Source organism: Microcoleus sp. Pol17C6 (assembly GCF_036701145.1).
GTDB lineage: Bacteria > Cyanobacteriota > Cyanobacteriia > Cyanobacteriales > Microcoleaceae > Microcoleus.
Genome location: NZ_JAUBQH010000001.1, coordinates 226,079 through 247,913 on the forward strand (window position 1 = coordinate 226,079; position 21,835 = coordinate 247,913).

The 21,835-nt window shown below is 45.6% G+C and carries 23 protein-coding genes; 9 read left to right on the plus strand and 14 right to left on the minus strand.

The features are described 5' to 3' along the window. Positions 1-411: 411 nt before the first annotated feature. The 3 genes from QUA25_RS01000 to cysC all read right to left on the minus strand — a co-directional run bounded on the left by QUA25_RS01000 (position 412) and on the right by cysC (position 5,168). Positions 412-2,736: a polysaccharide biosynthesis tyrosine autokinase gene (locus QUA25_RS01000; RefSeq protein WP_333034874.1), complete on the minus strand. Its 2,325-nt coding sequence runs from the start codon at positions 2,734-2,736 to the stop codon at positions 412-414. A 142-nt stretch (positions 2,737-2,878) separates the two neighbouring features. After that, positions 2,879-4,606, minus strand: a complete 1,728-nt coding sequence (locus QUA25_RS01005) for an SLBB domain-containing protein (RefSeq protein ID WP_333034876.1) — start codon at positions 4,604-4,606, stop codon at positions 2,879-2,881. A 37-nt stretch (positions 4,607-4,643) separates the two neighbouring features. Beyond that, positions 4,644-5,168, minus strand: a complete 525-nt coding sequence (cysC, locus tag QUA25_RS01010) for an adenylyl-sulfate kinase (RefSeq protein ID WP_333034878.1) — start codon at positions 5,166-5,168, stop codon at positions 4,644-4,646. A 320-nt stretch (positions 5,169-5,488) separates the two neighbouring features. Here cysC and QUA25_RS01015 point away from each other — a divergent pair, with 320 nt between their 5' ends. The 4 genes from QUA25_RS01015 (at position 5,489) to hetR (ending at position 10,199) form a co-directional block, all read left to right on the plus strand. Then, on the plus strand, positions 5,489-7,291 hold the full coding sequence (locus tag QUA25_RS01015) for an FAD-dependent oxidoreductase (protein WP_333034879.1): 1,803 nt from the start codon (positions 5,489-5,491) through the stop codon (positions 7,289-7,291). A gap of 98 nt (positions 7,292-7,389) precedes the next feature. Next, entirely contained in the window at positions 7,390-7,617 is a 228-nt protein-coding gene (gene patX / locus QUA25_RS01020; protein ID WP_333034880.1) for a heterocyst-inhibiting protein PatX, read from the plus strand. A gap of 596 nt (positions 7,618-8,213) precedes the next feature. Continuing rightward, positions 8,214-8,441, plus strand: a complete 228-nt coding sequence (gene patX, locus QUA25_RS01025) for a heterocyst-inhibiting protein PatX (protein WP_333034881.1) — start codon at positions 8,214-8,216, stop codon at positions 8,439-8,441. Positions 8,442-9,293: 852 nt separating this feature from the next. Beyond that, positions 9,294-10,199 (plus strand): heterocyst differentiation master regulator HetR, encoded by a 906-nt coding sequence (hetR, locus tag QUA25_RS01030; protein ID WP_333034952.1) that lies wholly within the window; start codon positions 9,294-9,296, stop codon positions 10,197-10,199. A 175-nt stretch (positions 10,200-10,374) separates the two neighbouring features. Here hetR and QUA25_RS01035 read toward each other — a convergent pair whose 3' ends face one another. Then, positions 10,375-11,187 (minus strand): TIGR00297 family protein, encoded by an 813-nt coding sequence (locus tag QUA25_RS01035; RefSeq protein ID WP_333034883.1) that lies wholly within the window; start codon positions 11,185-11,187, stop codon positions 10,375-10,377. A gap of 11 nt (positions 11,188-11,198) precedes the next feature. Here QUA25_RS01035 and QUA25_RS01040 point away from each other — a divergent pair, with 11 nt between their 5' ends. Continuing rightward, entirely contained in the window at positions 11,199-11,630 is a 432-nt protein-coding gene (locus QUA25_RS01040; RefSeq protein WP_333034884.1) for a VOC family protein, read from the plus strand. 125 nt (positions 11,631-11,755) lie between these two features. On the opposite strand, the gene QUA25_RS01045 is transcribed toward QUA25_RS01040, so the two are convergent. Next, positions 11,756-12,367 carry an alpha/beta fold hydrolase gene (locus QUA25_RS01045; RefSeq protein WP_333034885.1) on the minus strand — a complete coding sequence of 204 codons (612 nt, stop codon included), beginning with the start codon at positions 12,365-12,367 and terminating at the stop codon, positions 11,756-11,758. A 2-nt stretch (positions 12,368-12,369) separates the two neighbouring features. After that, entirely contained in the window at positions 12,370-12,987 is a 618-nt protein-coding gene (locus QUA25_RS01050; protein WP_333034887.1) for an alpha/beta fold hydrolase, read from the minus strand. Positions 12,988-13,303: 316 nt separating this feature from the next. Here QUA25_RS01050 and QUA25_RS01055 point away from each other — a divergent pair, with 316 nt between their 5' ends. Next, positions 13,304-13,765 carry a hypothetical protein gene (locus QUA25_RS01055; protein WP_333034888.1) on the plus strand — a complete coding sequence of 154 codons (462 nt, stop codon included), beginning with the start codon at positions 13,304-13,306 and terminating at the stop codon, positions 13,763-13,765. Positions 13,766-13,869: 104 nt separating this feature from the next. On the opposite strand, the gene QUA25_RS01060 is transcribed toward QUA25_RS01055, so the two are convergent. Continuing rightward, positions 13,870-15,027, minus strand: a complete 1,158-nt coding sequence (locus QUA25_RS01060) for a tetratricopeptide repeat protein (protein WP_333034889.1) — start codon at positions 15,025-15,027, stop codon at positions 13,870-13,872. A 108-nt stretch (positions 15,028-15,135) separates the two neighbouring features. Here QUA25_RS01060 and QUA25_RS01065 point away from each other — a divergent pair, with 108 nt between their 5' ends. Together QUA25_RS01065 and QUA25_RS01070 are read left to right on the plus strand one after the other, a co-directional pair. Next, positions 15,136-15,459 carry a DUF4258 domain-containing protein gene (locus QUA25_RS01065; RefSeq protein WP_333034890.1) on the plus strand — a complete coding sequence of 108 codons (324 nt, stop codon included), beginning with the start codon at positions 15,136-15,138 and terminating at the stop codon, positions 15,457-15,459. Further along, a complete protein-coding gene (locus QUA25_RS01070) occupies positions 15,449-15,673 on the plus strand; it encodes a YgiT-type zinc finger protein (protein WP_190735510.1) in 225 nt (74 codons plus the stop codon). The genes QUA25_RS01065 and QUA25_RS01070 overlap by 11 nt, the downstream gene beginning before the upstream one ends. An 18-nt stretch (positions 15,674-15,691) precedes the next feature. Here the strand turns inward: QUA25_RS01070 and QUA25_RS01075 are convergent, their stop codons facing one another. The 6 genes from QUA25_RS01075 to sir all read right to left on the minus strand — a co-directional run bounded on the left by QUA25_RS01075 (position 15,692) and on the right by sir (position 20,707). Beyond that, positions 15,692-16,444: a PPC domain-containing protein gene (locus QUA25_RS01075; protein ID WP_333034891.1), complete on the minus strand. Its 753-nt coding sequence runs from the start codon at positions 16,442-16,444 to the stop codon at positions 15,692-15,694. A gap of 53 nt (positions 16,445-16,497) precedes the next feature. Next, positions 16,498-16,938, minus strand: coding sequence for a lysozyme inhibitor LprI family protein (locus tag QUA25_RS01080; RefSeq protein WP_333034893.1), 441 nt, complete (start codon positions 16,936-16,938; stop codon positions 16,498-16,500). A gap of 231 nt (positions 16,939-17,169) precedes the next feature. Next, positions 17,170-17,391, minus strand: coding sequence for a type II toxin-antitoxin system PemK/MazF family toxin (locus tag QUA25_RS01085; protein ID WP_333034895.1), 222 nt, complete (start codon positions 17,389-17,391; stop codon positions 17,170-17,172). Next, entirely contained in the window at positions 17,381-17,611 is a 231-nt protein-coding gene (locus QUA25_RS01090; protein WP_333034897.1) for a hypothetical protein, read from the minus strand. The genes QUA25_RS01085 and QUA25_RS01090 overlap by 11 nt, the downstream gene beginning before the upstream one ends. 80 nt (positions 17,612-17,691) lie before the next feature. Further along, positions 17,692-18,465, minus strand: coding sequence for a 16S rRNA (uracil(1498)-N(3))-methyltransferase (locus QUA25_RS01095; protein ID WP_333034899.1), 774 nt, complete (start codon positions 18,463-18,465; stop codon positions 17,692-17,694). A 253-nt stretch (positions 18,466-18,718) separates the two neighbouring features. Then, positions 18,719-20,707, minus strand: a complete 1,989-nt coding sequence (gene sir, locus QUA25_RS01100) for a sulfite reductase, ferredoxin dependent (protein WP_333034901.1) — start codon at positions 20,705-20,707, stop codon at positions 18,719-18,721. A 286-nt stretch (positions 20,708-20,993) separates the two neighbouring features. Between sir and QUA25_RS01105 the strand changes: the two genes are divergently transcribed. Next, positions 20,994-21,242 carry a chlororespiratory reduction protein 7 gene (locus QUA25_RS01105; protein WP_333034902.1) on the plus strand — a complete coding sequence of 83 codons (249 nt, stop codon included), beginning with the start codon at positions 20,994-20,996 and terminating at the stop codon, positions 21,240-21,242. A gap of 138 nt (positions 21,243-21,380) precedes the next feature. On the opposite strand, the gene QUA25_RS01110 is transcribed toward QUA25_RS01105, so the two are convergent. Next, positions 21,381-21,761 carry a hypothetical protein gene (locus QUA25_RS01110; RefSeq protein WP_190737398.1) on the minus strand — a complete coding sequence of 127 codons (381 nt, stop codon included), beginning with the start codon at positions 21,759-21,761 and terminating at the stop codon, positions 21,381-21,383. Positions 21,762-21,835: the final 74 nt, after the last annotated feature.

Below are 21,835 nucleotides of genomic sequence, written 5' to 3' on the forward strand. Positions count from 1 at the left end.
CTGTGTGAAAAACACAAAACTCCCTGCTAGTTTTCAGCCTAGGCAGGGAGTTGTATTAAGGTATTAGAAAATAGGAATTTACCAGCCACGTTTTCTTTCAGGTCTTGCCAATTTGCAAGTGCCGCGATTTGTTTAAATTTCTCCTACTTTTAATTATAGTTCAGAGTCTCGATCGCAAATCTTAAGAAAATTTGTCTTTCTGAAATCACGCACAAATCTCAAGAACAGGCTTTCCGGCCTGTTCCATAAAAGTTAAATGTTTTTGTAGGGCGTCCCGCCCGCCCCTGACAGCTTTATTCACAATTAATGGTGCAAGATGGATGAAATATCGGGTCGGGTGTCCCTCCGCCTTGCATTCTCAAGAACAGGTCCGACGGCCTGTTCCACTACACATTTCTCAATTCCTCTCCCTCAAACAGACTGTTCCTGGACGTAATCCTGCACGTAAGACTGATAGTAATACCTGCTACCTTTATCGTTATTTGCTACCATTCCCAACAGCGGAATTCCCGCCATTTTCAAATCTTCAAAAGCCAACAACAGGGCTTCCCGCTCAGTTTGATGCAGCCCCACTACCAGCATCAATCCGTTAGTGTGAGCCGCCAACAAATTCGCATCTGCCAAACCCAAAAGCGGTGGAGTATCGTAAATAACTAAGTCAAAATGACTTGACAAAGCTGCCATTAAATGAGTCATTTTTCGGGAAGAAAGCACCTTTGTGGGATCGTGAGGAACAGGGCCGGAAGTTAACACAAACAAATTTTCATCACGGGGCGATCGCACAATCACCTGTTGCACATCCACATCATCAGCAATCACATTGTGCAAGCCTTGCCAATTCGGTAAACCCAGCATTTCGTGTACCTGCGGCCGCCGTAAATCGGCATCAACTAACAGCACTTGCTGGCCCATTGCGGCAGCAGCCCGCGCCAGATTGACTGCTACAGTAGACTTGCCATCAGCTACTTGACAAGAAGTAATTACACAAGAATTGATTGGAGTCTCAAGGTTGAGTAAGCGAATATTCGCATTGAGCGATCGAAAAGCTTCTTGAAAAGCATCCGTCGGCATCGGCGAAATTGCCACATCCACCGGGCTTGTCTCAGCAGGAGGAAGTCTCAAAATTTTATCGCTAGCAGGAATTACCCCCAACAAAGGCAGGCGAATCGACTGTTTGACATCCTCTGGAGTTTGGAACACCGTTTTATTTTTAAACCGTTCCGCCAACTGCGCCGCCAGCATACCAAACAGCAAACCAGCCAATCCCCCCAAAGCCAAATTCAAAGGCATAATCGGAGCAACAGCCATCAACTCGCCATTTTTGTAACGCGGAATTTCCGGCTTAGCAATAACTTCCCAAGCCACCTCTTTTTTGCCCACAGATTCAAGCTGCAAAGCTTGCTGTTTTGCCAGCAAACTATTCAGCGTATTGTTAGTCAAATCCAACTCGCGCTGCAAATCGGAATAGCGCCGCAAAATCACCGGGAATTTTTGAGAGTATTGATTCAACTGCTTAGCAGCTTGTTCCAAAACTTGATTCCGCACGCCCAGCACCTGAATTAAATTAGCAGTACCGATAAACTGCTCGATTAACTTAATCCGCACCGGATCTTGAAAAGTCAGCACTTGCGAATTTACCTTAGCCAAATCAGTTCCCAGAACCTGTTGGGCTTCTTTCTTCAACAAAGGAATCAGGTTTTTGCGCTGTTCTCGCAACAATTGCATTTGCGGAGTTTGGTCTGTAAACGTAGCCGAGTTAATCGCAATTTGCCCTTCTAATTGCTGCAATTGAGTCAGCATCGCTTGATAGCGGGGAGCTTGACTCAGAGCCGAGGCCATCAGCGCTTGCTGCTGGTTCAGTCCGAGCTGATTTTGCAGATTGGAATAGAGCAATCTCTGCTGATTGAGCTGCGTTTGCGCGTCCAATCTTTGCGCTTGAAGTTGGGTGATTTGCTGCGAAAGCTGTTGGGTTTGAATTTGCGGGTCGATGAAATTGTACTGCTGCCGCAATTTTTGAATTTCTGTTTGCAGAGCTTGTTGGCGCTTTTGCTGGTTGGGAATTTGCGATTTCACAAAATCCAGAGTCTGACTAATTTGAGTTGTGGTATCTTGCACGCTGTAGTTGCGGTAGCCTAGCGCAACTTTTTCCAAAACAAACTGAATTTTTTTCGGATCATAATCCCGATATCTAACTTCGATAATCTTGGTATTTTTGAATCGATTAATCGACAACCTAGTTTCCTGAGAAAAAGGCAAATTATCTGCTTTTTGGTTCAAGAGGTAGTTGTAATTTATTTCAGGATACTTAGCCTGCAACTGTTTAATAATCGGCGACATTACTTGCGGGCTTTGCAAAACTTGAATTTGGGATTCGTAGTCAAAACCGGCATTTTCCGTCGTCGCGGGGCCCGCTGGTTGCAGTTTCAGCTCACCCGAGTATATTTTTGCTAAAGTATTTTGCGTAACTGCTGGTTCTACTAATAATTGAAAGCGCCCTTCGTACTCGCTTTTTTGATTCAGTGTCCAGGCGAAAACTCCGGTAGTCACTGCCGCTGCTACGCCGATGACTAAGATGGAGCGACTGCGACAAACTTCCCAAAAACTTAACTCTTCTGCCTCGGTTTTGTTTCTGCCTAAAAACTGATCTTCTTCATAAAGCCCAGAAGACATTTTTTGCAGATCAGCGTTTTTTTTATGATTAAACAGTGCTACGTGAGATTGTTTCCCTGGTTTCATTTTAGTTCTACAACTTATTAGTTTAAACGTCTGTATTGGTGGCGGAGTTTCAGGAAATCGGTTGATTCCTAGATATTTCATTACCAAACCGCAATTTTTTTATAAAGCGGGTTTCTGAGGTCTTAATGCCAGTCTATTCAACTCACCGAAAAATATCGAACAACCGGAATATTCCTAACAGCGGGCTGAGAGGAGCGAGAGTCCCGCCTACATTATCCGAGAACGTCGCGCGACCCGATCGCCTTACCATAATTACATCATTATTTTGCAGTTTTGGATTAGTTTCTTCATTGGCAGTTGCGGAAAAATCAACCTTAACAGTTAGCTGCGAAACAGTGCCGTTAGGATTGAGGCGAATTAAATTCACCGAATCCATTTCTGCCCGCGCTTTATTAAAACCTCCCGCTGCTACCAGCGCTTGATTTAAAGTAGTGTTGGGCAGCACCGCAATCGCTCCGGGTTTCACGACTTCTCCCACAAGGTTCACCTTAATCGTATCCGGTGAAAAATTAGAATTAGCAACTTGTTCGTCTTGGGTTTCATCGAGGTTTTCGGCTTTGGGAACGATTACCGTATCTCCCTGTTGCAGCGCTAAATCTTGGGATACATCTCCCCCTTCCAAAAGTTGCCACAAATTCACATTAATAATTTGTTCTGTACCCGCCCGTGTCAGGCGGCGAACTTGTATTTGTCTGATATCAGCTACCGGCGTAATGCCGCCCGCCATTTTAATTGCCCTCGTTACAGTTTGCTGCAAAACAGTTTCCCCGCCGTTGGTTTCCCTGGCAGCAAACAAACCAGAATTTTCACCCATTTCATTCTCTTGTACCCTACTTTGAGCCTCTTTTGCCAAAGTATAAGTACCGGGGCGAGTTACTTCGCCCACCACAGCAATATTAATGGGTTGAGTGCTTTGTCCGGTAATATTAGCTACTGCTAAAGTCGGTGCTTCTTGGCGGTTGAGGCTAGTTACAGTGGGAATAAATATAGTATCGCCGTCCCGCAAAGTCATATCGGCCCGCAAATCGCCGTTTTGCAATAATTCCCACAAATCCACACTAATAATTTGTTCCGGTGCGTTGCGCTGGGGGCGGCGAATTTTGATTTGCCGCACGTCTGCTGACTGCGTAATTCCGCCGGCCATTCGCAGAGCCCGCGATATCGTTGGCATTTGAGTTCCCATTTGCTCTGCTGTGCCTCCGGGGCCTGCTGCTGAGGATATTGTATAAGCTCCGGGGCGGTTGATTTCGCCCGCGATCGCAATTTGCAAAGGACGCGGCGCCAGCAGTTTCAGGGTAATCCAGGGACGTTTAAGGTATTTGCCATATTTGTCTTTAACAGCATTAGAAGCTTGTTCTAGGGTCATCCCGTACACCGAAACGCTGCCAACTAACGGCAAATTCAGGGAACCGTCTGCCTGTACTTGGTGTTGACCGTTAGGGCCGCTGTATTCCGGGACGTTGAAGATGTCCATTTGAATACGATCGCCCGCTCCCAAAGTGTAAACTTCCGATCGTACACTTGAAGGTGCACTTGCCGGAAACCCCTGAAATCCCGGCGCTAGAGGTACGGGTACAGGAACAGGAGAACCCGCATCAGCAGCAGGAGGAGGAGGAGGCATAAACTGGGCAGCCGCAGGAGATGAACCCACCGCCGCCAGCACTGACACTGTTAAACTTTGAATCATTAAACTTTTGACAGCATTGCTTGCCCAATAACTTAGCTTGCAGCTTTTGCTGGAAACCTCTGCCTCAGCCCCTTTCCTTGCCCGAAAGGAGAGAAATTCTTCCCTTTCCCTCTCCGCGAAGGGGGCACAAGGGTGAGATTTTTTCTCAAGTTGCACCTTGCGCGAATAACTTTTCACCACCATCGCTTTTTGCCCCTATCCTCATCCAACCCCGCCAACATCAAATGTAACCCAACTCTTCTAACTTGCTGAGAACTTTTTTAGCACTCTCTTCCACACTTTCTCGCTCTGTGTAACAAATAATCTCAGGATTGAGCGGTTCTTCATAAGGATCGTCAATTCCCGTAAAACCCTTAATTTCTCCTGCTCTCGCCTTAGCGTATAGCCCCTTGACATCGCGACCTTCGCACACTTCTAACGGCGCTGTGATATATACTTCAACAAAATTGGGCTCCATTGCTCTAATTTCGTCGCGAATTGCTCTGTAGGGGCTAATAGCTGCGGTCATTACGGCTACTCCATTGCGGCTCAGCAGGTGAGCTACAAATCCAATCCGCCGAATATTAGTATCTCTGTCTTCTTGGCTAAATCCCAAACCTTTTGACAAGTTGGTGCGAACGACATCTCCATCCAATATTTCAACTTTGCAACCTCTGGCCTTCAATTCGGGTTCGAGAGCTTTGGTGATAGTTGTCTTGCCGGAACCGCTCAGCCCGGTAAACCACAAAATAAAACCTTTTTCCATTTTCAGCCGTTAATTAGTAACTGGGAAATTATTAAGACGTAAAACTTTATAGATGCTGTTCCCTTTTTTCTATTATCGTTATTCGCGGTGTCATCTTGCCAATATTGGCGCGCCAAAAATGAGAAATCAAAAGTTGCGATCGCTCCTGCGGTCATTTAGTAACAAAATTGTGCGAGCGCTGCATAATTCCCGATTTATTATTTGTCAAGTCTTTAGACAGTAAAATTCAATTCGCAGTCGCCAACGCCGAATATCTATCCGTAGCGCACTCATCACCTTACTGAGCCTTTCGCCATCTAAAATCTAAAATGGTATTGCCTATGTCTTCGGTCTTAAAAGCAGATGTTTTGGTAGTCGGTGGCGGCACCGGCGGCACTGCCGCAGCCGTGCAAGCAGCCCGCCGAGGTGCCAAAACTATTTTAGTAAGCGAATTCCCCTGGCTGGGAGGAATGCTAACTGCTGCAGGCGTTTCGGCCCCTGATGGCAATGAATTAGCAGCTTTTCAAACCGGTTTGTGGGGCGCGTTTTTGCGGGAACTTCAGCAGCGACAGCCGGGAGGTTTGGATTGGGGCTGGGTAAGTTTTTTTACTTACGATCCCCGCACCGGTGCTGAAATTTTCGCTGATTGGGTTAAATGTTTGCCGAACTTACAGTGGATTTGTGGACAAACAGCTCAAGATGTGCTAACAGAAGGCTCTCGCATTTCTGGCGTCCGGTTTGCAGATTTTACGGTTTCGGCCAAAATCACTTTGGATGCCACGGAATTGGGAGATTTGCTGGCTTTAGCCGAAGTTGGGCACCGCTGGGGTTGGGAATTCCAAGCCGAGTGGGGAGAACCCAGCGCGCCGATCGCCTCTAATGATCTCACAGAGAGCTATTCGGTGCAAGCTCCGACTTGGGTGGCAATCATGCAGGATTTTGGTAAAGGTGCGGCCGGGCCAGAAATTCCCGCGCCGCCTGTTGAAAATCCCGATCGATTTATCGGTGCTTGGGACGGTTACACTCCCGAACAATTTCTCAATTACGGCAGGCTGCCAGGGGGATTGTTGATGATTAATTGGCCGATTCGAGGTAATGATTATGGTGAAGGAGTCGATCGACTCATTAAATCTGAAGCATCTCGACAAGAATTCCTGCAAGAAAGTCTCTGGCATACTCAAAGTTTCGCCCGCTTCATTCAAACGCAACTCGGCCACCGCTACGGCTTAGCACAGAATATTTTCCCGATTTCAACGATCGACAATCAACAAAATTCTTCCCTTCTTTCTTCCTTTGCCTTACATCCTTACTACCGAGAAAGTCGGCGCTTGCGAGGGATAAGTACAGTCAGAGAACAAGATATTTTGCCTATTGTCGGTGGAAGAGTCGCGAAGTTGCCGATAAATTCTGAGGGCATTTGTGAAACAATTGCGATCGGCAACTATGCCAACGACCACCACTACACCAGTGGCGACATTCGCTTGCAGCCCAAATCGATCCGGTGGGGCGGCCGCTGGACGGGAACTCCGTTTACCATTCCTTACAGCGCGCTAATTCCTGCGATTACAGACGGTTTGCTAGTGTGCGAAAAAAATATTTCCGTCTCTCACATCGCCAACGGTGCAACTCGCTTGCAACCGACGGTAATGAATATTGGACAGGCTGCGGGGATGGCGGCGGCTTTGTGCGCGCAATCTGGATGTCAGCCGCGGGAGTTGCCGGTGAGAGTTTTGCAGGAAGCTTTGCTGCAAGATTCCGAGGCTAGTGCGGCGGTTATTCCTTTATTTAATTTGACACGGGGGCGATCGGACTGGCTGGATTGGCAACGCTATTATCTCGATCGACCTGAAGCATATCCCGCCAGCGGCGAATGTCAGGAGTCAGGAGAGAAACAAAGCAGTCAAACAGCAAATACCCACAGCCCATTTTCTGGCATTTTCCGTCGCCTCGGCGAACAAGACTGGACACTAACGCTGACAAGCCCCGCATCCTTAACCGGTCAAACTTGGCAACTCGTGACTTTGGACTCGGAAACCGACCGATTTTTACAGAATTGCGAAACCGAAAAGCCTCTGACAGTATGGGGTAGGCTGAATTCGGCAGGTGCTTGGCTGCTGGCGGAATCAGTAGAATTGAAGAGGTAAGGTTTTTTGCAGAGATCCGAAAATTTCACAGAAATTTATCCTGATCGATCGGGGAGAGTCCGTATCAGTTAATAGACAATGACACGGATACTAACCCCATGCAAACTTACACACCAATTGCTTTACACAGTCTTTTGGGCGTTACTTTGAGCGCCACTGTCGTTCGAGCCTTTGAATCCCTCGTCGGACTGCTCGAAGTTGCCACCGCTTCATACATTTTATCCGCCCAAACCGAACAAAGGGGCGATCGTTCTCCAGAAAGAGGCAGCGGACGCCGAGAGTTCATGGAGTCTAATCTTTACACTCATCAACTACAAGCATTTTAATGACATTGGACGAAAGCGATTTCCGTTATTGAGTTAGTTTCAGCAGCCCGTGTCGAGCGCTCAATCTGATTTCCGGGGATGCTAGTTTTTCAGGTTTCCAAGGCAACTGCATTTCTTGTTTACAGTCATTAGGCTCTTCTTTTATGTGAGTGATGATAGCATATAAACCTTAAACCGCCATCTATCGAGAGATTGAATCTCGTATGTGGCGGTTTTGTATATTATTGCAACCGTCTGGGTAGTGCAATTAGGAATTTTTTTATTAGTGAATCCAGAGATTTTATTTATTCTCTTTTACATCGACTTCTGACTGCTCTCATAGATCAGATGCTACGCATAGTGTCTGTTGCTTCGGGAGGGGAAGAGGGTGAGAAAGGGAGAGGGAAAGATAATTATCCGCTTTTTATACAAGGATTTTAGGATACAATTTAAAGGCGCGATAGCTTAACTAAAGCCTGATTCCTTCTTCTTTTTTCCTTCTGATTCGTGATTCCTGATTGCTGATTCTAGAGTTTGATAATTTCAGGGAAATTCATCCTGATCAGCCTGGGTAATGTCGTATCTCTAAATAGATACTGACAGGACGAATACTACCCATGAAAACCTACACTGCAATTGCTTTACTGAGCCTGTTGGGCATTACCTTGAGTGCCAGCGCCGCTCAAGCTTTTGAATCTTCACTCCCCATGCTCGAAACTGCCACCGCCCAATATATGTTGTCAGCCCAAACTCAACAAAAGGGCAATCGCCCTCCTCAGAGGGGCGGCGGACGCAGGCATTTTACTGAGCCTAATGTTTACACTCATCCGCTACAAGATTTCTAATCGCACTGGACGCAAGTGATAACCACAACTGAGTTGCTTCGGGCAGTTCATTCGATCGCTCGATCGGATTTTCTGGGATTCTAGTTTTTCAGCTTAAGCGACAACTTCACTTTTTGTGGACAGTTCTGAAGAGATTATTTTTTTGTGATAAATGATAGCATATAAACGGGGAACCGCCATCTACCTAGAGATAGATTCTAGTATGTGGCGGTTTTGTTTTGAAAACGCTTCAATTAAACAGGAATTACCCACAGACCTGGGATAATCTGGGTTTTTCAACCGATATCCCCCGTCTTCCACGCCTTATTTTGGCGTTACACAATTTGAGGAGGATGCTTGTAGGGTGTCCCGCCTGCTGTGAAAATACAGCGGACGGGCTACGAGATCCCATCCCACAAAACCATCAAAATCTTCCCGCAATTATGCAACACCCTTATTTTATTTGATCGAACCGGGTTTCGGCATCCATGACTCTTCAAGAATTAGGGGCTCGGAGTCGCCTCAAATTCCTGGGAGCGCAACAGTTATTTACCTTCTCCCCCCCACAGGTAGGGTTTAATTTTCAACCGCTGCACTATAATTAACTTGCGATAACTAACTTATATATAGGTAAACTGTCAGCGCAGAGGGTGCAGCAATCTACTTAAATTGGCCACCAATAAGAACCACTTATGCGGTGTGGATAGCCTTTAAGCCCATGCCCCTGTTACCTCAGGGAAATTAACTAACCTGAATATTAGGGTAGCTGGCAAGCTTTCCGGCGACAGTCGGCTATGCTTGATTCGGCGCTCTCGCAATAATTTAATGGAGGATGACAAAATGCCTCCTAATTTGGCTATTTCGGGGATAGTGATGAAAAATGACTCTTTGGATCTGGTCAAAAGCCTCAGCCCTAGTGCAATGGATCAGATCATGCTATATCTGGCGTTTAGCGCCATGAGAACCAGTGGGCACAGGCACGGGGCGTTTCTAGACGCGGCCGCAACGGCGGCTAAGTGTGCCATTTATATGACTTATATGGAGCAGGACAACAACCTGCGGATGACCGGACACTTGCATCACATTGAGCCTAAACGAGTGAAGGTGATTGTTGAAGAAGTCCGGGAAGCTCTGACTCAGGGAAAACTGCTGAAAATGTTGGGTTCGCAAGAACCTAGGTATTTGATTCAGTTTCCTTATGTCTGGCTGGAACAGTATGGTTGGATGCCGGGACGCCCTCGCATTCCGGGAAACAATTTGACTGTAGATGAAAAAAAATATCTCGAAGGCAAGATTCCTCCGAATCCGCCAGACGCTCAACTGATCAATTCTTTTCAGTTTATGGAGTTGATCGAGTTTCTGCACAGGCGATCGCAAGAAGATATGTCTCCAGAAAGGCGAATGCCTTTGAGCGAAGCTCTAGCAGAACACATTAAGCGGCGCTTGATCTATTCTGGGACAGTGACTCGCATTGATTCTCCTTGGGGAATGCCGTTTTATGCCCTCACCCGCGCTACTTACTCTCCCGCAGAGCAGGAAGAGCGGACATTTACTATGGTTGAGGATACGGCTAGATATTTCCGGCTGATGAAGGATTGGGCGGAAAAACAACCGAAGGTGATGCGAATTATGGAGACTTTGGATATTCCGCCGGAACGGCTCGACCAAGCCCTTGAGGAATTAGATGAAATTATTCGCAATTGGGCCGATCGCTATCACAAGCGGGGCGAACCGACGATGATTTTACAAATGGTTTTTGGGCCGCAAGACGACGCTTAGTTTGATTAACTATTAATCATTAGTCATGAGTTGATTGCTTGAGACTAATGACTAATGATTAATAGCTAATAGCCCTAGACGGCGCAACAGGCTTTTTTTGCAAAAATACTGCGTTAATCGTTTGAATTATCGTAAAAAACCAGGTTGATTGGGTCGAGAATGCGTCCAAGATTAACTAAGCTAAAAAAGCTCTCCAGGTCGCCGCTAAAATAATCGCTGCGATCGCTCCTATGAGCGTATTAAAAAAATTTACCACCTCGTTCGTCAGCCACTCAAACTTTGATTGCACCGTCGCCCCAATCACGCTCTCAATGTTCGTGGCAATAAAAGCTGCAATAACACAAAAAACAATTCCTGTCAAATCAATTAAACCGACGGCCCAACTCAACAGCGCAATCAGAATTGAACCGACAATACCCGCGATCGTTCCTTCCAAACTTACGGCCCCTTCCGTACCTCTAGGCACAGGCTGCAAGCTGGTAATCAAAAAAGTCCGCTTCCCGTAAGCTTTGCCGATTTCGCTGGCGCTGGTATCGGAAAGTTTGGTGCAAAAACTCGCCGCGTAACCCAGCAATAACAGGGAAATAGCATCTTGCGGCACAGGCATCTTGTCTGTATTGCCTAAAATAGATAATGCCAAAACTCCCACAGCACAAAGAGTAGCGGTTAAAGCAGAACCCCAGACATTTTCAGGGCCTCGTGCGCCTGAACGCTTTTCGGCTATGCCTTCTGCTTCTTTTTGCGCTTTGCCGATGCGGGTAACTCCCGATCCGACAAGAAAGTAAAACATCACCACAGCATAGCCTTGCCATCCCAAACAGCCCCAGATGAGGACGCCCAATACCCAGCCGTGAAATTGGCCAGCGGGAGTGAGCAATTTTTTAGGAGCAATGGTGGCGATCGCGAGTAAAACTGTATTTAGGGCGATCGCCACCAACCAAGGATTAGACCAAGATAAATAATTAAAGAACAATTCTGAATTCTGCATTTAGTACCTCCATGAACCAAGTTTTATTTCATCTTGCCTTCCCCGTGACCGATATTGCCCAAACAAAAGCGTTCTATGTAGACGGGCTCGGCTGCGAACTAGGTCGCGAATCGCCTAATTCTGCGATTATGGGTCTGTGTGGTCATCAAATAGTCGCCCACGTCAGCCGCGAACCTTTGACGCCTCAGCTAGGCATTTATCCCCGGCATTTTGGGTTAATTTTTACTTCCGAAGCTGACTGGGAAGCGTTGCTAGAAAAAGCCCAGCAAAATAACTTAAATTTCTATCAAGAACCGAGACGGCGATTTGTTGGTTTGCCTACAGAACACCGTACTTTCTTCTTAGAAGACCCTTTCCACAATATACTTGAGTTCAAGTATTATTGTGAAGCTGAAGCAATTTTTGGTCGCAGCGAATACGCTGAAGTTGGCGATGCTGTTTGATATTTAGTCCGGTAGCGATTTGCCGCCTGTGGGGGCGGGTTTAGGAAATTGTTGGTTTTAGGCAATTACTGTAGGTGAAACCTGCCCCTACAAAATTTGACATTATACAAGAATGAATAAAACGGTTAATCATGAACTTTCAATGGTTCGGAAAGTGCTTCAGCCACCGCTTTTAAACTGCTTGAATGCCTCGCCATCATGGCATGGGCGAAAACAGACAATTTTACTTCTTTGGCAGCAGATATTTGGGAACTAGAAGCGGGTACGATGATGAAATCCCAATCTGTCCAAATCGAAGTAAAATTGAGCTTTTCCAACAAGGCAGCATCTCGATTTAAATCTTCCAGAAAAGCACTGCCAGGACGCATTTGGATGCAGCCTTTTCCCCAGAGAGTGTAAGCCATCCAAGTACCGCTGTGAGGAGAAGATATGGCAATAAAGCGCTGCACTCGGTTAATGCCGCCTAACCTTTGCAGGTAGTAGCGAGTTACTAAACCGCCCATGCTCAATCCTACTATATCTAGATGCTGTTCTGGCGCAAAGGTTTTGTCTATATAATCTGCTATTTGTTGGGCTAATTCGTCTATGCTGGCGTTGCCCCAATGGGGCGAGAGATTGAGGGTGTAGACTGACCATCCCTGTTGGGTCAGGTAGGCAGACATTTTGTGAAAAATTCCCGATTTTCTGAAGATTCCGTGAATCAGCAAGACTGGGTTGCGGCTGAAATTGCTATTCATTTTTAAGTGGGAATTGTATTTTCAATAGGTGCTTTGAGTTCTTCAACTATTGCGTTAATACTTAGGGGCTCGGTCACCATTTGGCGGTGCAGCAAAACGTTGACTTTAACTTCTTTACCTACTGGCATTTGGGAGCTGTTTGCCGGTACAATCATTATGTCAAATGGCGTCCACATTGATGTAAAGTTTATGCGTTTGAGCATTGTCACATCTTGATTTAAATCGCGCAGCAAGCCACTATCGGGGCGCATATCCAGGTATCCTGGTAGGCGTAGGGAATAGGCGGTGAGGGTGCCGTGGTGGGGGGAAGATAGGGTGATGAAACGCTGTACTCGGTTGATTCCTCCGAGTCGCTGGACGTAGTAGCGGCTGACGATGCCGCCCATGCTGTAGCCTACTATGTCTAAAGATTGTTCTGGCTCGAAGGTTTCAGAGATGTAGTCTGCGAGTTGCTTTGCCAGTAAGTCGAGCCCGAGGCTGCCGTCGTTGGGGGTGAGGTTGAGGCTGTGGACTGACCATCCGAGTTCGGTGAGGCGGGCGGACATTTTGCTGAAAATCATCTTTGTGTCCCAGATGCCGTGTATGAGGATGACGGGATTGCGATCGAGCGAACTGTTCATTTGAAAAGAAAATTGCTTGCTAATTACAGCATAAATCACTCCCCTAGGGAGTTTTACCCCTACTAGGACAGCTAGGGAATCGGATCGAGGTACGATCGGCAATTAGTGGGAATCGGTAAAAAATTCTGAGATACTTGTAAATAAGTGCAAAGCAGCCTGGTATTTATACCTAAAAGTTGCTTTGATGAGCTAGCTTAGATACAGCAAAATGTAAATTTTGATTAAGAAATGTAGACTAAAGTTGCCTTACCTCGTAATCTAACTTTGTTGACAAGCTTGTACAAATTTCTCTAAAAGAACAAAAGGAGTAAGTCTAATGTTTGGTTTTATCAAAAATTTCTTCGGCGGTATTTTCGGCTTTTTCGGCAGACTGTTGGGCTTGAAAAAGTCTGAATATTTCCTAGATTTGGGCGAATCGGGAGCAAAGGAACCAGCAAAAGTTGCCCCTGCGAAGGCTGAGCCTGTTGCGATCGCACCGGCAAAAGTTGAGTCTGAAAAGTCTGTTAAGTCTGAGAAGTCTGAACCAGCTAAAAAGGCTAAGGTAGAGAAAAAGTCTCAGAAAGAAAAGGAACCAGTTGCTAGCGTTCCTGCTAATACTGCGGAACCCGCAAAAGTACCTGCAGTTGCAGCAACTAACGGCAAAGTGCCGAGTCAAGCTGAACCGAATCGGACTTTTGCTCCTAATAATTTAATGCCGACATCAAATGCAACTCGTCGTGGCCCTGGCCCCAGCATGAACAATTTCCGGGAAATGGCTCGTCAGGTGAAAACGAAGTAGGAAATTGGGAATTGATAATAGGGAATTGGGCATTGGATAATTCCCAATGCTGACGTTAACAAATTAAAAATGGGATTCCTCATTTTTAATTTTAACTATTTGTTCTATTCCCTATTTTCTTGGTTTCTGAGGAAAGCTAATCCGCTGTATAGCTGAAAAGCTGAGTCCCAAGGAGTTTCGGATTTGCGCTCGACTTCTATATGAGATTCGATCTTGCTCAACATATTAGTGTAATCGAGCACTGTCTCGGCAAAGGGCGTAAATTCTGACCAAACTGTAACGTCAATCTGGCGATCGAATATTTCCAATAAGTGATTCCAGTTAATTCGGGTGGTACTTTGAGGAATTTGTTGAGAGTTTTTGACTCTCGATGTTTTGTTTTTATGATTGGGTGAAGTGGGGAGTTCGGCTGAAGCTTTGGTGAAGTCAACTCCTTGTTGAAATTCGTAACTTTGGTCGCAAATTCGCAGAATGCAGTTTCTGCTGGGAATGTGCAAGTCACAGATTTGAGCGTAATCTTGCCTGATTTCTCTGTGGCGAAATTGCTCCTTTCTTCGGTTGGGGGAGTAGTCCATGACTTCGATGAACATCGGCAACAGGCCTTCTACTCTTTGGGTAACTTCTGACCAGCTAAATTCGATCGCACCGAGTCGATCGAGTTTATCTTTACAAACAACGGCTGGGGAAGAAAGAGACTGGAAGTGTTGCACTCGGAAGATTTGGATTTTTTGAATATCGCTTAGGCTTGCCCAAAATACGGGAATGCCGACTTTGAGGAGTTCTTGACCGTAAATTCGGAGTTCGGCGATGGGGCCAGTTTTGTAGAGTCTCCAGCCGCGGCTTTGGATTTGCATCCGGGTTGTGTAGGCGTCGATTTTAAAGATTCTGCTGATATTTTGTACGGCTGCGGCTTTGTTTTCGGGACTCACGGGTTCGAGGATGAGGAGTCCGGGTTCGAGGTTGCTAGGGTCGTTTTTGGCGGTTTCTATGGCTTGTTGGCGGAGGTTTTGTTGGGCGGTTTCAATCCGTTGAATAGCTTGGCGGGTCTGGGAGAGGATTTTGGGGTTGGTGATGTCGCGGAGTATTTGTTTGTAGCTTGTTTGGGCTTTTTCGAGATTGTTGGTGAGTTCGTAGTAGCGGGCAATATAGTATTGTACCCACGGATTTTCGGGAGATTCTTTTTGTAGTTGTTTGATGAGTTGGGCAGCTTGTTTGTAGTCTTTACCCTCAAGGGCTGCGGCTATTTGGTTGATGTCTGTCATGGCGGTTGCGGAAATGGCGTTGTTTCTATCTTGGCTGATGTTTGGTTGGTTCCGCCACTGGTTAACAATTTTTGCTGTTGTGTTAACTTATAGATACGATATGAAACTATGACAATCATTGAAAAAATACGTGTCAAAATTGTCAAAAATGATTTTGAGCTTTCACAACACGCAGTAAACCAAAGCATAGTTCGCCGTATCAGAGTACAAGAACTCCGGGAAGCAATAATGGCTGGTGAAGTTATCGAAGAGTATCCCGATGACAAATATGGCCCAAGCTGTTTGATTTTCGGCTTCACCCTTGCCAATAGACCTCTGCACGTTCAGTGCAGTTATCCATCTAGTCCTTTGGTAAAAATCATTACTTTATACGAACCAGATCCGAAAATTTGGATTGATTTTAAGTTAAGGATAAATCAAAATGAACAATGATATTTGGCAAGAAACAATGGTGGAACAAAAAGTAAATTATACCCTTGAAATCAATGGTAAGTTTATTATTATTGAAAATGTTCCTGCTAGAGTGTGTTTGGAAACGGGAGAGCGATTTTTTTCACCTGAAACTGTGGAACAGTTGCAGAAGATGATTTGGGAAGATAGAAAGCCTATTAGGGTGATTGAAACACCTGTTTTCGAGTTTGCCTAGCGGTTGGTTTAGATTTAGTTATAAGTGGTTGGAATTAATGCTTAAGCTGTAGGAACCTTTGCTTGTGCGATCGCCTCCTTTAACAACTATTTTATAAGTGCCGTTACTAGGTAATTTTACGATGATTTGAGACTCTCGGAGATTCTGGGAGTTGCCTGGTGTTTGGGCAATATTTTTGCCGCTGGTGTCCAACAGTGCTATGTTGTGGTCGAATGCTCTGCTTTTGAGGTCGATCGTAATAGATTGACCGGCCCGTCCTTGAAATGTGTGTTCGCTGGGGTCGCCGTCTTTTAGGGTTCCCCGCTGCTGTAGGATGGAAAGGGAGGTGAGTTTTGGGCGATCGACATTGCTCAATTCTAAGCCGTAATTGGTCACGGGTGCTTCGGAGCCATTTCCTTCTCGGACTGCGATGATAAAGGCTGTTTTGTTGTTGGGGTCTGGGACTATTTTGTCAATAAATTGGGATTGTATTTGTTTTGCAGTTAGAGGTTTAGGTTGGTTGAAGTTGGGTTTTGAGGTACAGAAAAGCACGGCTCCGTCTAGATAGCGGGCGGCGTAGAACCAGTAGTTTTGACCGTTAGTTGTAAATTCGTTTCTGCTAAAAATAGTGAATCTTTCAAGTTGCGGTAGTTGCTGATTGCGCTGGCAATTTTTATCGATGTATATTTCGTTGGCTGATGGCTGTCGCTGGGCGAAAACTGCTGGGACGATGGTGGTTACAATTGCTGAGATGATGGTGAGGGTGAGGGTGAAGGGCGATCGGCTTTTCATAAATACTTGTTTATCTTTATTATTGTCAGGTGTTGTACGGTGTACTTACTATTTTATCTTTGTTTTAAATAGTTTTCTAATTCCGCAGTGCGCTGTTTAGTCATGCGAGCCAAACATTCACTGAGGAAACCTCCATAACCCGTACCGCCCCGATTTTTATAAACTTCAAATTCACAGGTTTTATCTCTTAACTTAATCCACCCTAATTGTGCTTCGGAAAGTAGCGATCGCTCTTCGCCACTCAATTGGGAAATTAGTTGTTTGTAAACCTCGTTTAGTCGTTTATCCGAGGCTTCGTAATTCAACCGAATACAAGTTCTGACTTGTGCATCTCCTTGCGGGCGATCGCAATTAATCTGTTGAGCAATGGGAAAAATCGGAGATTGTGCAGAAACTGATTGTGTACCGAAAATTGCCAAAAGCGTGTGAAGCGAAGCTATCCCGTAGGGAATCGACCAAAAGGGCGATCGACCTTTTCTCAACTCTATTTTCATGACTCGTCAACTCATTTATCTGATAATTCCTCTTAACACCAGACAGAGTTGATTTGATTAATTTAAGTATTTTTTTATATTTACTGAATTAAAACGCCTTTTTTTATCAGATTCCCAAAGTGTGCTTGAGTGCTGCGTCCACTGCTGCCATATCTGACCAAGTACCAATTTTGCGATCGATTTCAACTTCTAGAAGCGTCACAAGATTGTCTGTCATAATTACCGAGTCAGCTAGCAATCCCGTTTGCTGCCCTTCCGGTGTTGCAGGGAAACAAAAACCCGGCTTTGGTGTCCTGAACGGGCTAAGTTGCTAGTAATCATTGCCGTAATTGTTTGCCCTAAACCAGTCCCCAGATTATTAGCTTGAACTATCAAAGCTGGACGGCGTTTCGCAGTACGCAAATTCGAGCTGGGGAACAAAACCAAAACCACATCACCGCGACTATAAGGCATCGTAAGCATCCATCTCCGGTAGTTCCCAATCAGGAGCAAATCTACTTAACCGAACCCGTAAATCTGCTGCTTGTTCCTGGTTGATACCGCGAGATTGCAAGTTTACTAACCCTCCTTGTGGCATAAAAGTAACAATAACTTGCGCTTCTTCTATGTTGGCGGGCATTTCCAATAACTCAATTTTGCCATTTCGGTATATCCCCTCTACTGACTGTAACATATTACTTCTCTGATACTTATCTATTTACATTTTAGCTGCGATCGCCAAACCCAGCAAGTCTCGGTACTTTTGTGTGGATATTAACACTTCTCAAAAGCAGCGCCCACCAACGATAAAGCAGCTATCGGCGCAGTCACAGCCCTGAGAATTCTACTACCCAAAGAAACAGCTTCAAAACCAAATTCGATCGCTCTTTTCACCTCAGCCTCAGTCCATCCACCCTCCGGCCCAACAGCAATCACAATCGATTCTCCCCCAGTCGGGGGCGGGCACGGGGGCACCGCCCCTACAAAGGGGGGATCGAAACTACCAATCAAACAATCCCACAAATGCCGATTGTCCCCGCGAGCCACACAAATATATCGATATTTTTGACCGCAATCTTTGACAGCAACATCAAGCGAAACAGGCTCTAAAATGGTCGGCACAATTTGCCGTTCCGACTGTTCCGCCGCCTCCGCAGCAATTCTTCTCCACCGCTCAACTTTTTGATCACTTGGTTTGAGCAAAGTTCGATCGCTCGTTACCGGCACAATACTTGCCACACCCAACTCCGTCGCCTGTCTCACAACCTCGTCAAAGCCGTTTCCCTTGGGCAATGCCGCCATCAAAGTAACTTCCACGGGTAGCTCCCTGTTAACAGCAATTTCCTCTGCTATGGAGGCAAATAACCCGGTTTCCCGTACTTCTAGGACTGCTAACCACCAATGTCCCCGTCCGTCCATCGCAATAAATCGATCGCCCGCTTGCAAACGTAGCACTCGATTTAAATAATGTTGCTGTTCTCTAGTTAGGTCGATTTTGCGCTCGCAAATTTGAGCTGCTGTAATTGCTAATCTTTGTAATTGAGGCATTGAATTTGGGATTGTTCGTTTTCTATTAGAGATTTTTTTATTTAACCGCAGAGAACGCAGAGAACGCAGAGAAAGAGAGAAAGAGAGGACATAGGCAGACGGGGTTTCAAGGGCTAATAAATAATAAAGGCAAAGCATTTACAACCAGATTTATGTTAAAAATCCAAGTTTTTTTCTGCAAATGCTCTGCCTTTATATTATTTTTGCGTGAGTTTTATTTGATGCTAGCAAAAATCGAAAATTTCAAATCGGCTTATGCTTCCTCCTTAATCTTCTTTAAATAAGTGGAAATCGCTTCTGTAGCTAGCTGTGTAATCGGCTTGCCCTGACGGGCTGCTTCTTCCTTGAGCTCGTTGTAGATTTCATCGCGGACGCTAATTCGACGGCGGACTTTGCCACCGCTAGCAGTGGCAGTCTCGTTTCCGTCATCGTTACTAGACGTAACTTCTAATTCATTTATCTCAGTTGTCATCGAGTCAGCAGATTGGTAGTTGGTTACAAATTGACGGATAGATTCTAACCCGACGCGATCGCAAAAATTGCCAAAACTCTCGCTCAGTTGCCGTTTTTGCTTGAAATAAACAAAAATCGGCTCCAGAAAAGCTTCAAAATCCTTGACGTGCAGCTTTTCCTCAATTGGTTTTGCTAGCCGCGTTTGTTCGGGAGAACCGCCCAGCCAAATCTGGTAGGATTCCGGCGAACTCCCGACAAACCCCAATTCTGCCATATAAGGGCGGGCGCATCCATTTGGGCAACCAGTCATCCGCACCACCAAATGCTCGTCTTGCAAGCCAACTTTGGTTAAAAGCGCCCGAATCCGCTCTAAAATGCTCGGCATCACGCGCTCAGATTCGGTAATCGCTAACCCGCAAGTCGGCATTGCTGGACACGCCATCCCATAGCGCACCAAGGGGTCGATCGCAGTTTCCGGCTGAATGCCACATCGATCGAGTATTCCCTGAATTTCTTCTTTAATATCCGGCGAAATATCGTAAATCAGCACGTTTTGGTGTGGCGTCGCCAATATCGGCAAGTTGTACTTCTGCACAATTTCCCGCAAAGCTGTTTTTAGCTGAAATGAACCTTCATCCTTAATCCGGCCATTATCCACAGAAATGCCGACAAACAGCTTTCCGTCTCCTTGGTCATTCCAGCCCAAGAAATCAAAATACTTCCATTCAGGCAGCGGTTTAAACGCTTCTAGGGGTTTGCCAAAATATTCTGCTACTTTTTCGCGGAACCACTGTACGCCTTTGTCGTTAATCAGGTACTTCAGCCGCGCGTGCCGTCTGTCTGTGCGATCGCCGTAATCTCTTTGGGTTGCTACAATTGCCTTGACCAAATCGTAAACATCATCCTTGGCAACATAGCAAATCTCATCCGCAACCCGCGCAAAAGTCTCTTCTTTGTTGTGAGTGCGGCCCAAACCACCACCAGCAAACACGTCAAAACCTTGCAACTCGCCAGCTTTATTGGTAATTACCACCAAGCTCAAATCCTGAGAGTACAAGTCAATTGAATTGTCTCCCGGCACGGTAACGGAACACTTGAACTTGCGCGGCATATAATGCTGCCCGTAAATCGGTTCTTCTTTGTCGTCAAATGTTGTGCCGTTGCGGTTGGACTGTCTGGCAGCTTTCACTGCGGGGTCTTCTTCCGCCGAAACAGCCTTTTCCCCATCCAGCCAAATTTCGTAATAAGCCCCCGTTTGCGGAGTCAGCAAATCCGCTACATTATTGGCGTATTGGAGCGCATACTTGTATTCTGGGCGATTTTTGTACGGTGCTGGCGGTGCCATGACGTTGCGGTTCAAGTCGCCGCAAGCTCCCAAGGTTGACCCCATATTTTTAATAATTGAGGAAAACACTGCTTTAAGATTTTTTTTCAACACGCCGTGCAGTTGGAAACCTTGGCGCGTTGTAACGCGGATCGTGTGGTTGCCGTATTCTTCAGATAGCTTGTCTAAGGCTAAGTATAATTGCGGCGGAGTGAACCCGCCGGGATTGCGGGTGCGGAGCATGAACTGATAGTCTTTTTCTTGTCCTTTAACTCGATTGTCGCGGTTGTCTTGCTGGTACGAGCCGTGAAATTTGAGAATCTGAATCCCGTCTTCGGTGAAGTGGGTAGTTTCTTGTAACAGTTCAGTCGCAACGGGTTCTCGTAAATAGTTGCTGCGTTCTTTAAGACCTTCTGATTTAGATGGTTTGCGCGCAACAGGGGTTGAAGTGGAAGATGTGATCATGGGAATGTATAGTGCCAGTTATAATTAGATACAGCCGATCGAATATTTCTTGACAATTTGACACTTGACAAATTTGCACTTGACAAATCTCCTCAGAAATGCTGTGTCGGATCTGTTGACAACTCGGTTAACAACTAAGTTAATAACGGTAATCCGCTAGGAATTCTGATGGTGCTTAATTGTAACACGATCGACCCGGGGCTGAAAAATTGTAATTAAGAGTTTATACTTTCGATCGCTTAAGTGTACGAAACTTTAGAAATAATTAACCTCAACCATTGAAACTATGTCACTGTATGACGAAGACACCTTTGTGGTGTTAGAAACAAACCAGTCAGAGCAGTTTTTGACTGCGGCGGAACTGTTAGAAAAGCTGAAAGCCGTGTTAACAGAGGAACACGAAGATTTGCCGCAGGACGTTGATAAAATATCTGGCGTGGAAGCTCAAGCCAAGTATTTGATTGATACTTATTGTGAATTAGATGTCGGGGCTGGAAAATTTTTACAGTGGTATGCTGTGCGCTTGGAAAAGTAATTTGGGAAATAGGGCATCGCGCATAGGGCATTGGTTATGAGAACCAACAAGTAACAAGTAACAAATAAAAAATAACAGGTAACAAGTAACAAATAACCAATAACAACCAACTAATGCCCAATGCCCTATGCTTTCTAATTAATCTTCCAACTGTTGAACCGATGATACTTCAACTGCGGTAACATCGATCGTACCGGGCGGTGTCAAGCGACTAAAATGACCTTCCTCTATTTTCAGAGGTTCGCCACAGTTGGCACACTGAAACTGAGTTTGATTTAAAGCTGTAAATTCGTATTGACAAACGGGACAATTGTCCTCAATTAAATTGCGTTTCAGCCACCACTGAAGCGCGAAAAATGCGACCACAGGCGTCAACAACAAAAAAGCTACTAAAATCAACACTGATTTAACTATCCACCCCAAACCAATAGACACCAACAAATACGCGATGCCCAGCAGTATCAACCAATTGCTAATACGGGGTAGCTTGAAAGATATTTTGGGGGTGCCTTGGTTCACTGTGGTCTCCTTTGGTGTCTTTGCAGGTAGGCATAACTCTATCCTACTCAGAAATTCAGGCGGTCGATCGAGTT

Excerpts from the sequence above, each read along its gene's own strand:
- QUA25_RS01000 (WP_333034874.1), bottom strand. The coding sequence starts at position 2,736 with ATGAAACCAGGGAAACAATCTCACGTAGCACTGTTTAATCATAAAAAA.
- QUA25_RS01005 (WP_333034876.1), bottom strand. The coding sequence starts at position 4,606 with ATGGTGGTGAAAAGTTATTCGCGCAAGGTGCAACTTGAGAAAAAATCT.
- cysC (WP_333034878.1), bottom strand. The coding sequence starts at position 5,168 with ATGGAAAAAGGTTTTATTTTGTGGTTTACCGGGCTGAGCGGTTCCGGC.
- QUA25_RS01015 (WP_333034879.1), top strand. The coding sequence starts at position 5,489 with ATGTCTTCGGTCTTAAAAGCAGATGTTTTGGTAGTCGGTGGCGGCACC.
- patX (WP_333034880.1), top strand. The coding sequence starts at position 7,390 with ATGCAAACTTACACACCAATTGCTTTACACAGTCTTTTGGGCGTTACT.
- patX (WP_333034881.1), top strand. The coding sequence starts at position 8,214 with ATGAAAACCTACACTGCAATTGCTTTACTGAGCCTGTTGGGCATTACC.
- hetR (WP_333034952.1), top strand. The coding sequence starts at position 9,294 with ATGAAAAATGACTCTTTGGATCTGGTCAAAAGCCTCAGCCCTAGTGCA.
- QUA25_RS01035 (WP_333034883.1), bottom strand. The coding sequence starts at position 11,187 with ATGCAGAATTCAGAATTGTTCTTTAATTATTTATCTTGGTCTAATCCT.
- QUA25_RS01040 (WP_333034884.1), top strand. The coding sequence starts at position 11,199 with ATGAACCAAGTTTTATTTCATCTTGCCTTCCCCGTGACCGATATTGCC.
- QUA25_RS01045 (WP_333034885.1), bottom strand. The coding sequence starts at position 12,367 with ATGAATAGCAATTTCAGCCGCAACCCAGTCTTGCTGATTCACGGAATC.
- QUA25_RS01050 (WP_333034887.1), bottom strand. The coding sequence starts at position 12,987 with ATGAACAGTTCGCTCGATCGCAATCCCGTCATCCTCATACACGGCATC.
- QUA25_RS01055 (WP_333034888.1), top strand. The coding sequence starts at position 13,304 with ATGTTTGGTTTTATCAAAAATTTCTTCGGCGGTATTTTCGGCTTTTTC.
- QUA25_RS01060 (WP_333034889.1), bottom strand. The coding sequence starts at position 15,027 with ATGACAGACATCAACCAAATAGCCGCAGCCCTTGAGGGTAAAGACTAC.
- QUA25_RS01065 (WP_333034890.1), top strand. The coding sequence starts at position 15,136 with ATGACAATCATTGAAAAAATACGTGTCAAAATTGTCAAAAATGATTTT.
- QUA25_RS01070 (WP_190735510.1), top strand. The coding sequence starts at position 15,449 with ATGAACAATGATATTTGGCAAGAAACAATGGTGGAACAAAAAGTAAAT.
- QUA25_RS01075 (WP_333034891.1), bottom strand. The coding sequence starts at position 16,444 with ATGAAAAGCCGATCGCCCTTCACCCTCACCCTCACCATCATCTCAGCA.
- QUA25_RS01080 (WP_333034893.1), bottom strand. The coding sequence starts at position 16,938 with ATGAAAATAGAGTTGAGAAAAGGTCGATCGCCCTTTTGGTCGATTCCC.
- QUA25_RS01085 (WP_333034895.1), bottom strand. The coding sequence starts at position 17,391 with ATGCCTTATAGTCGCGGTGATGTGGTTTTGGTTTTGTTCCCCAGCTCG.
- QUA25_RS01090 (WP_333034897.1), bottom strand. The coding sequence starts at position 17,611 with ATGTTACAGTCAGTAGAGGGGATATACCGAAATGGCAAAATTGAGTTA.
- QUA25_RS01095 (WP_333034899.1), bottom strand. The coding sequence starts at position 18,465 with ATGCCTCAATTACAAAGATTAGCAATTACAGCAGCTCAAATTTGCGAG.
- sir (WP_333034901.1), bottom strand. The coding sequence starts at position 20,707 with ATGATCACATCTTCCACTTCAACCCCTGTTGCGCGCAAACCATCTAAA.
- QUA25_RS01105 (WP_333034902.1), top strand. The coding sequence starts at position 20,994 with ATGTCACTGTATGACGAAGACACCTTTGTGGTGTTAGAAACAAACCAG.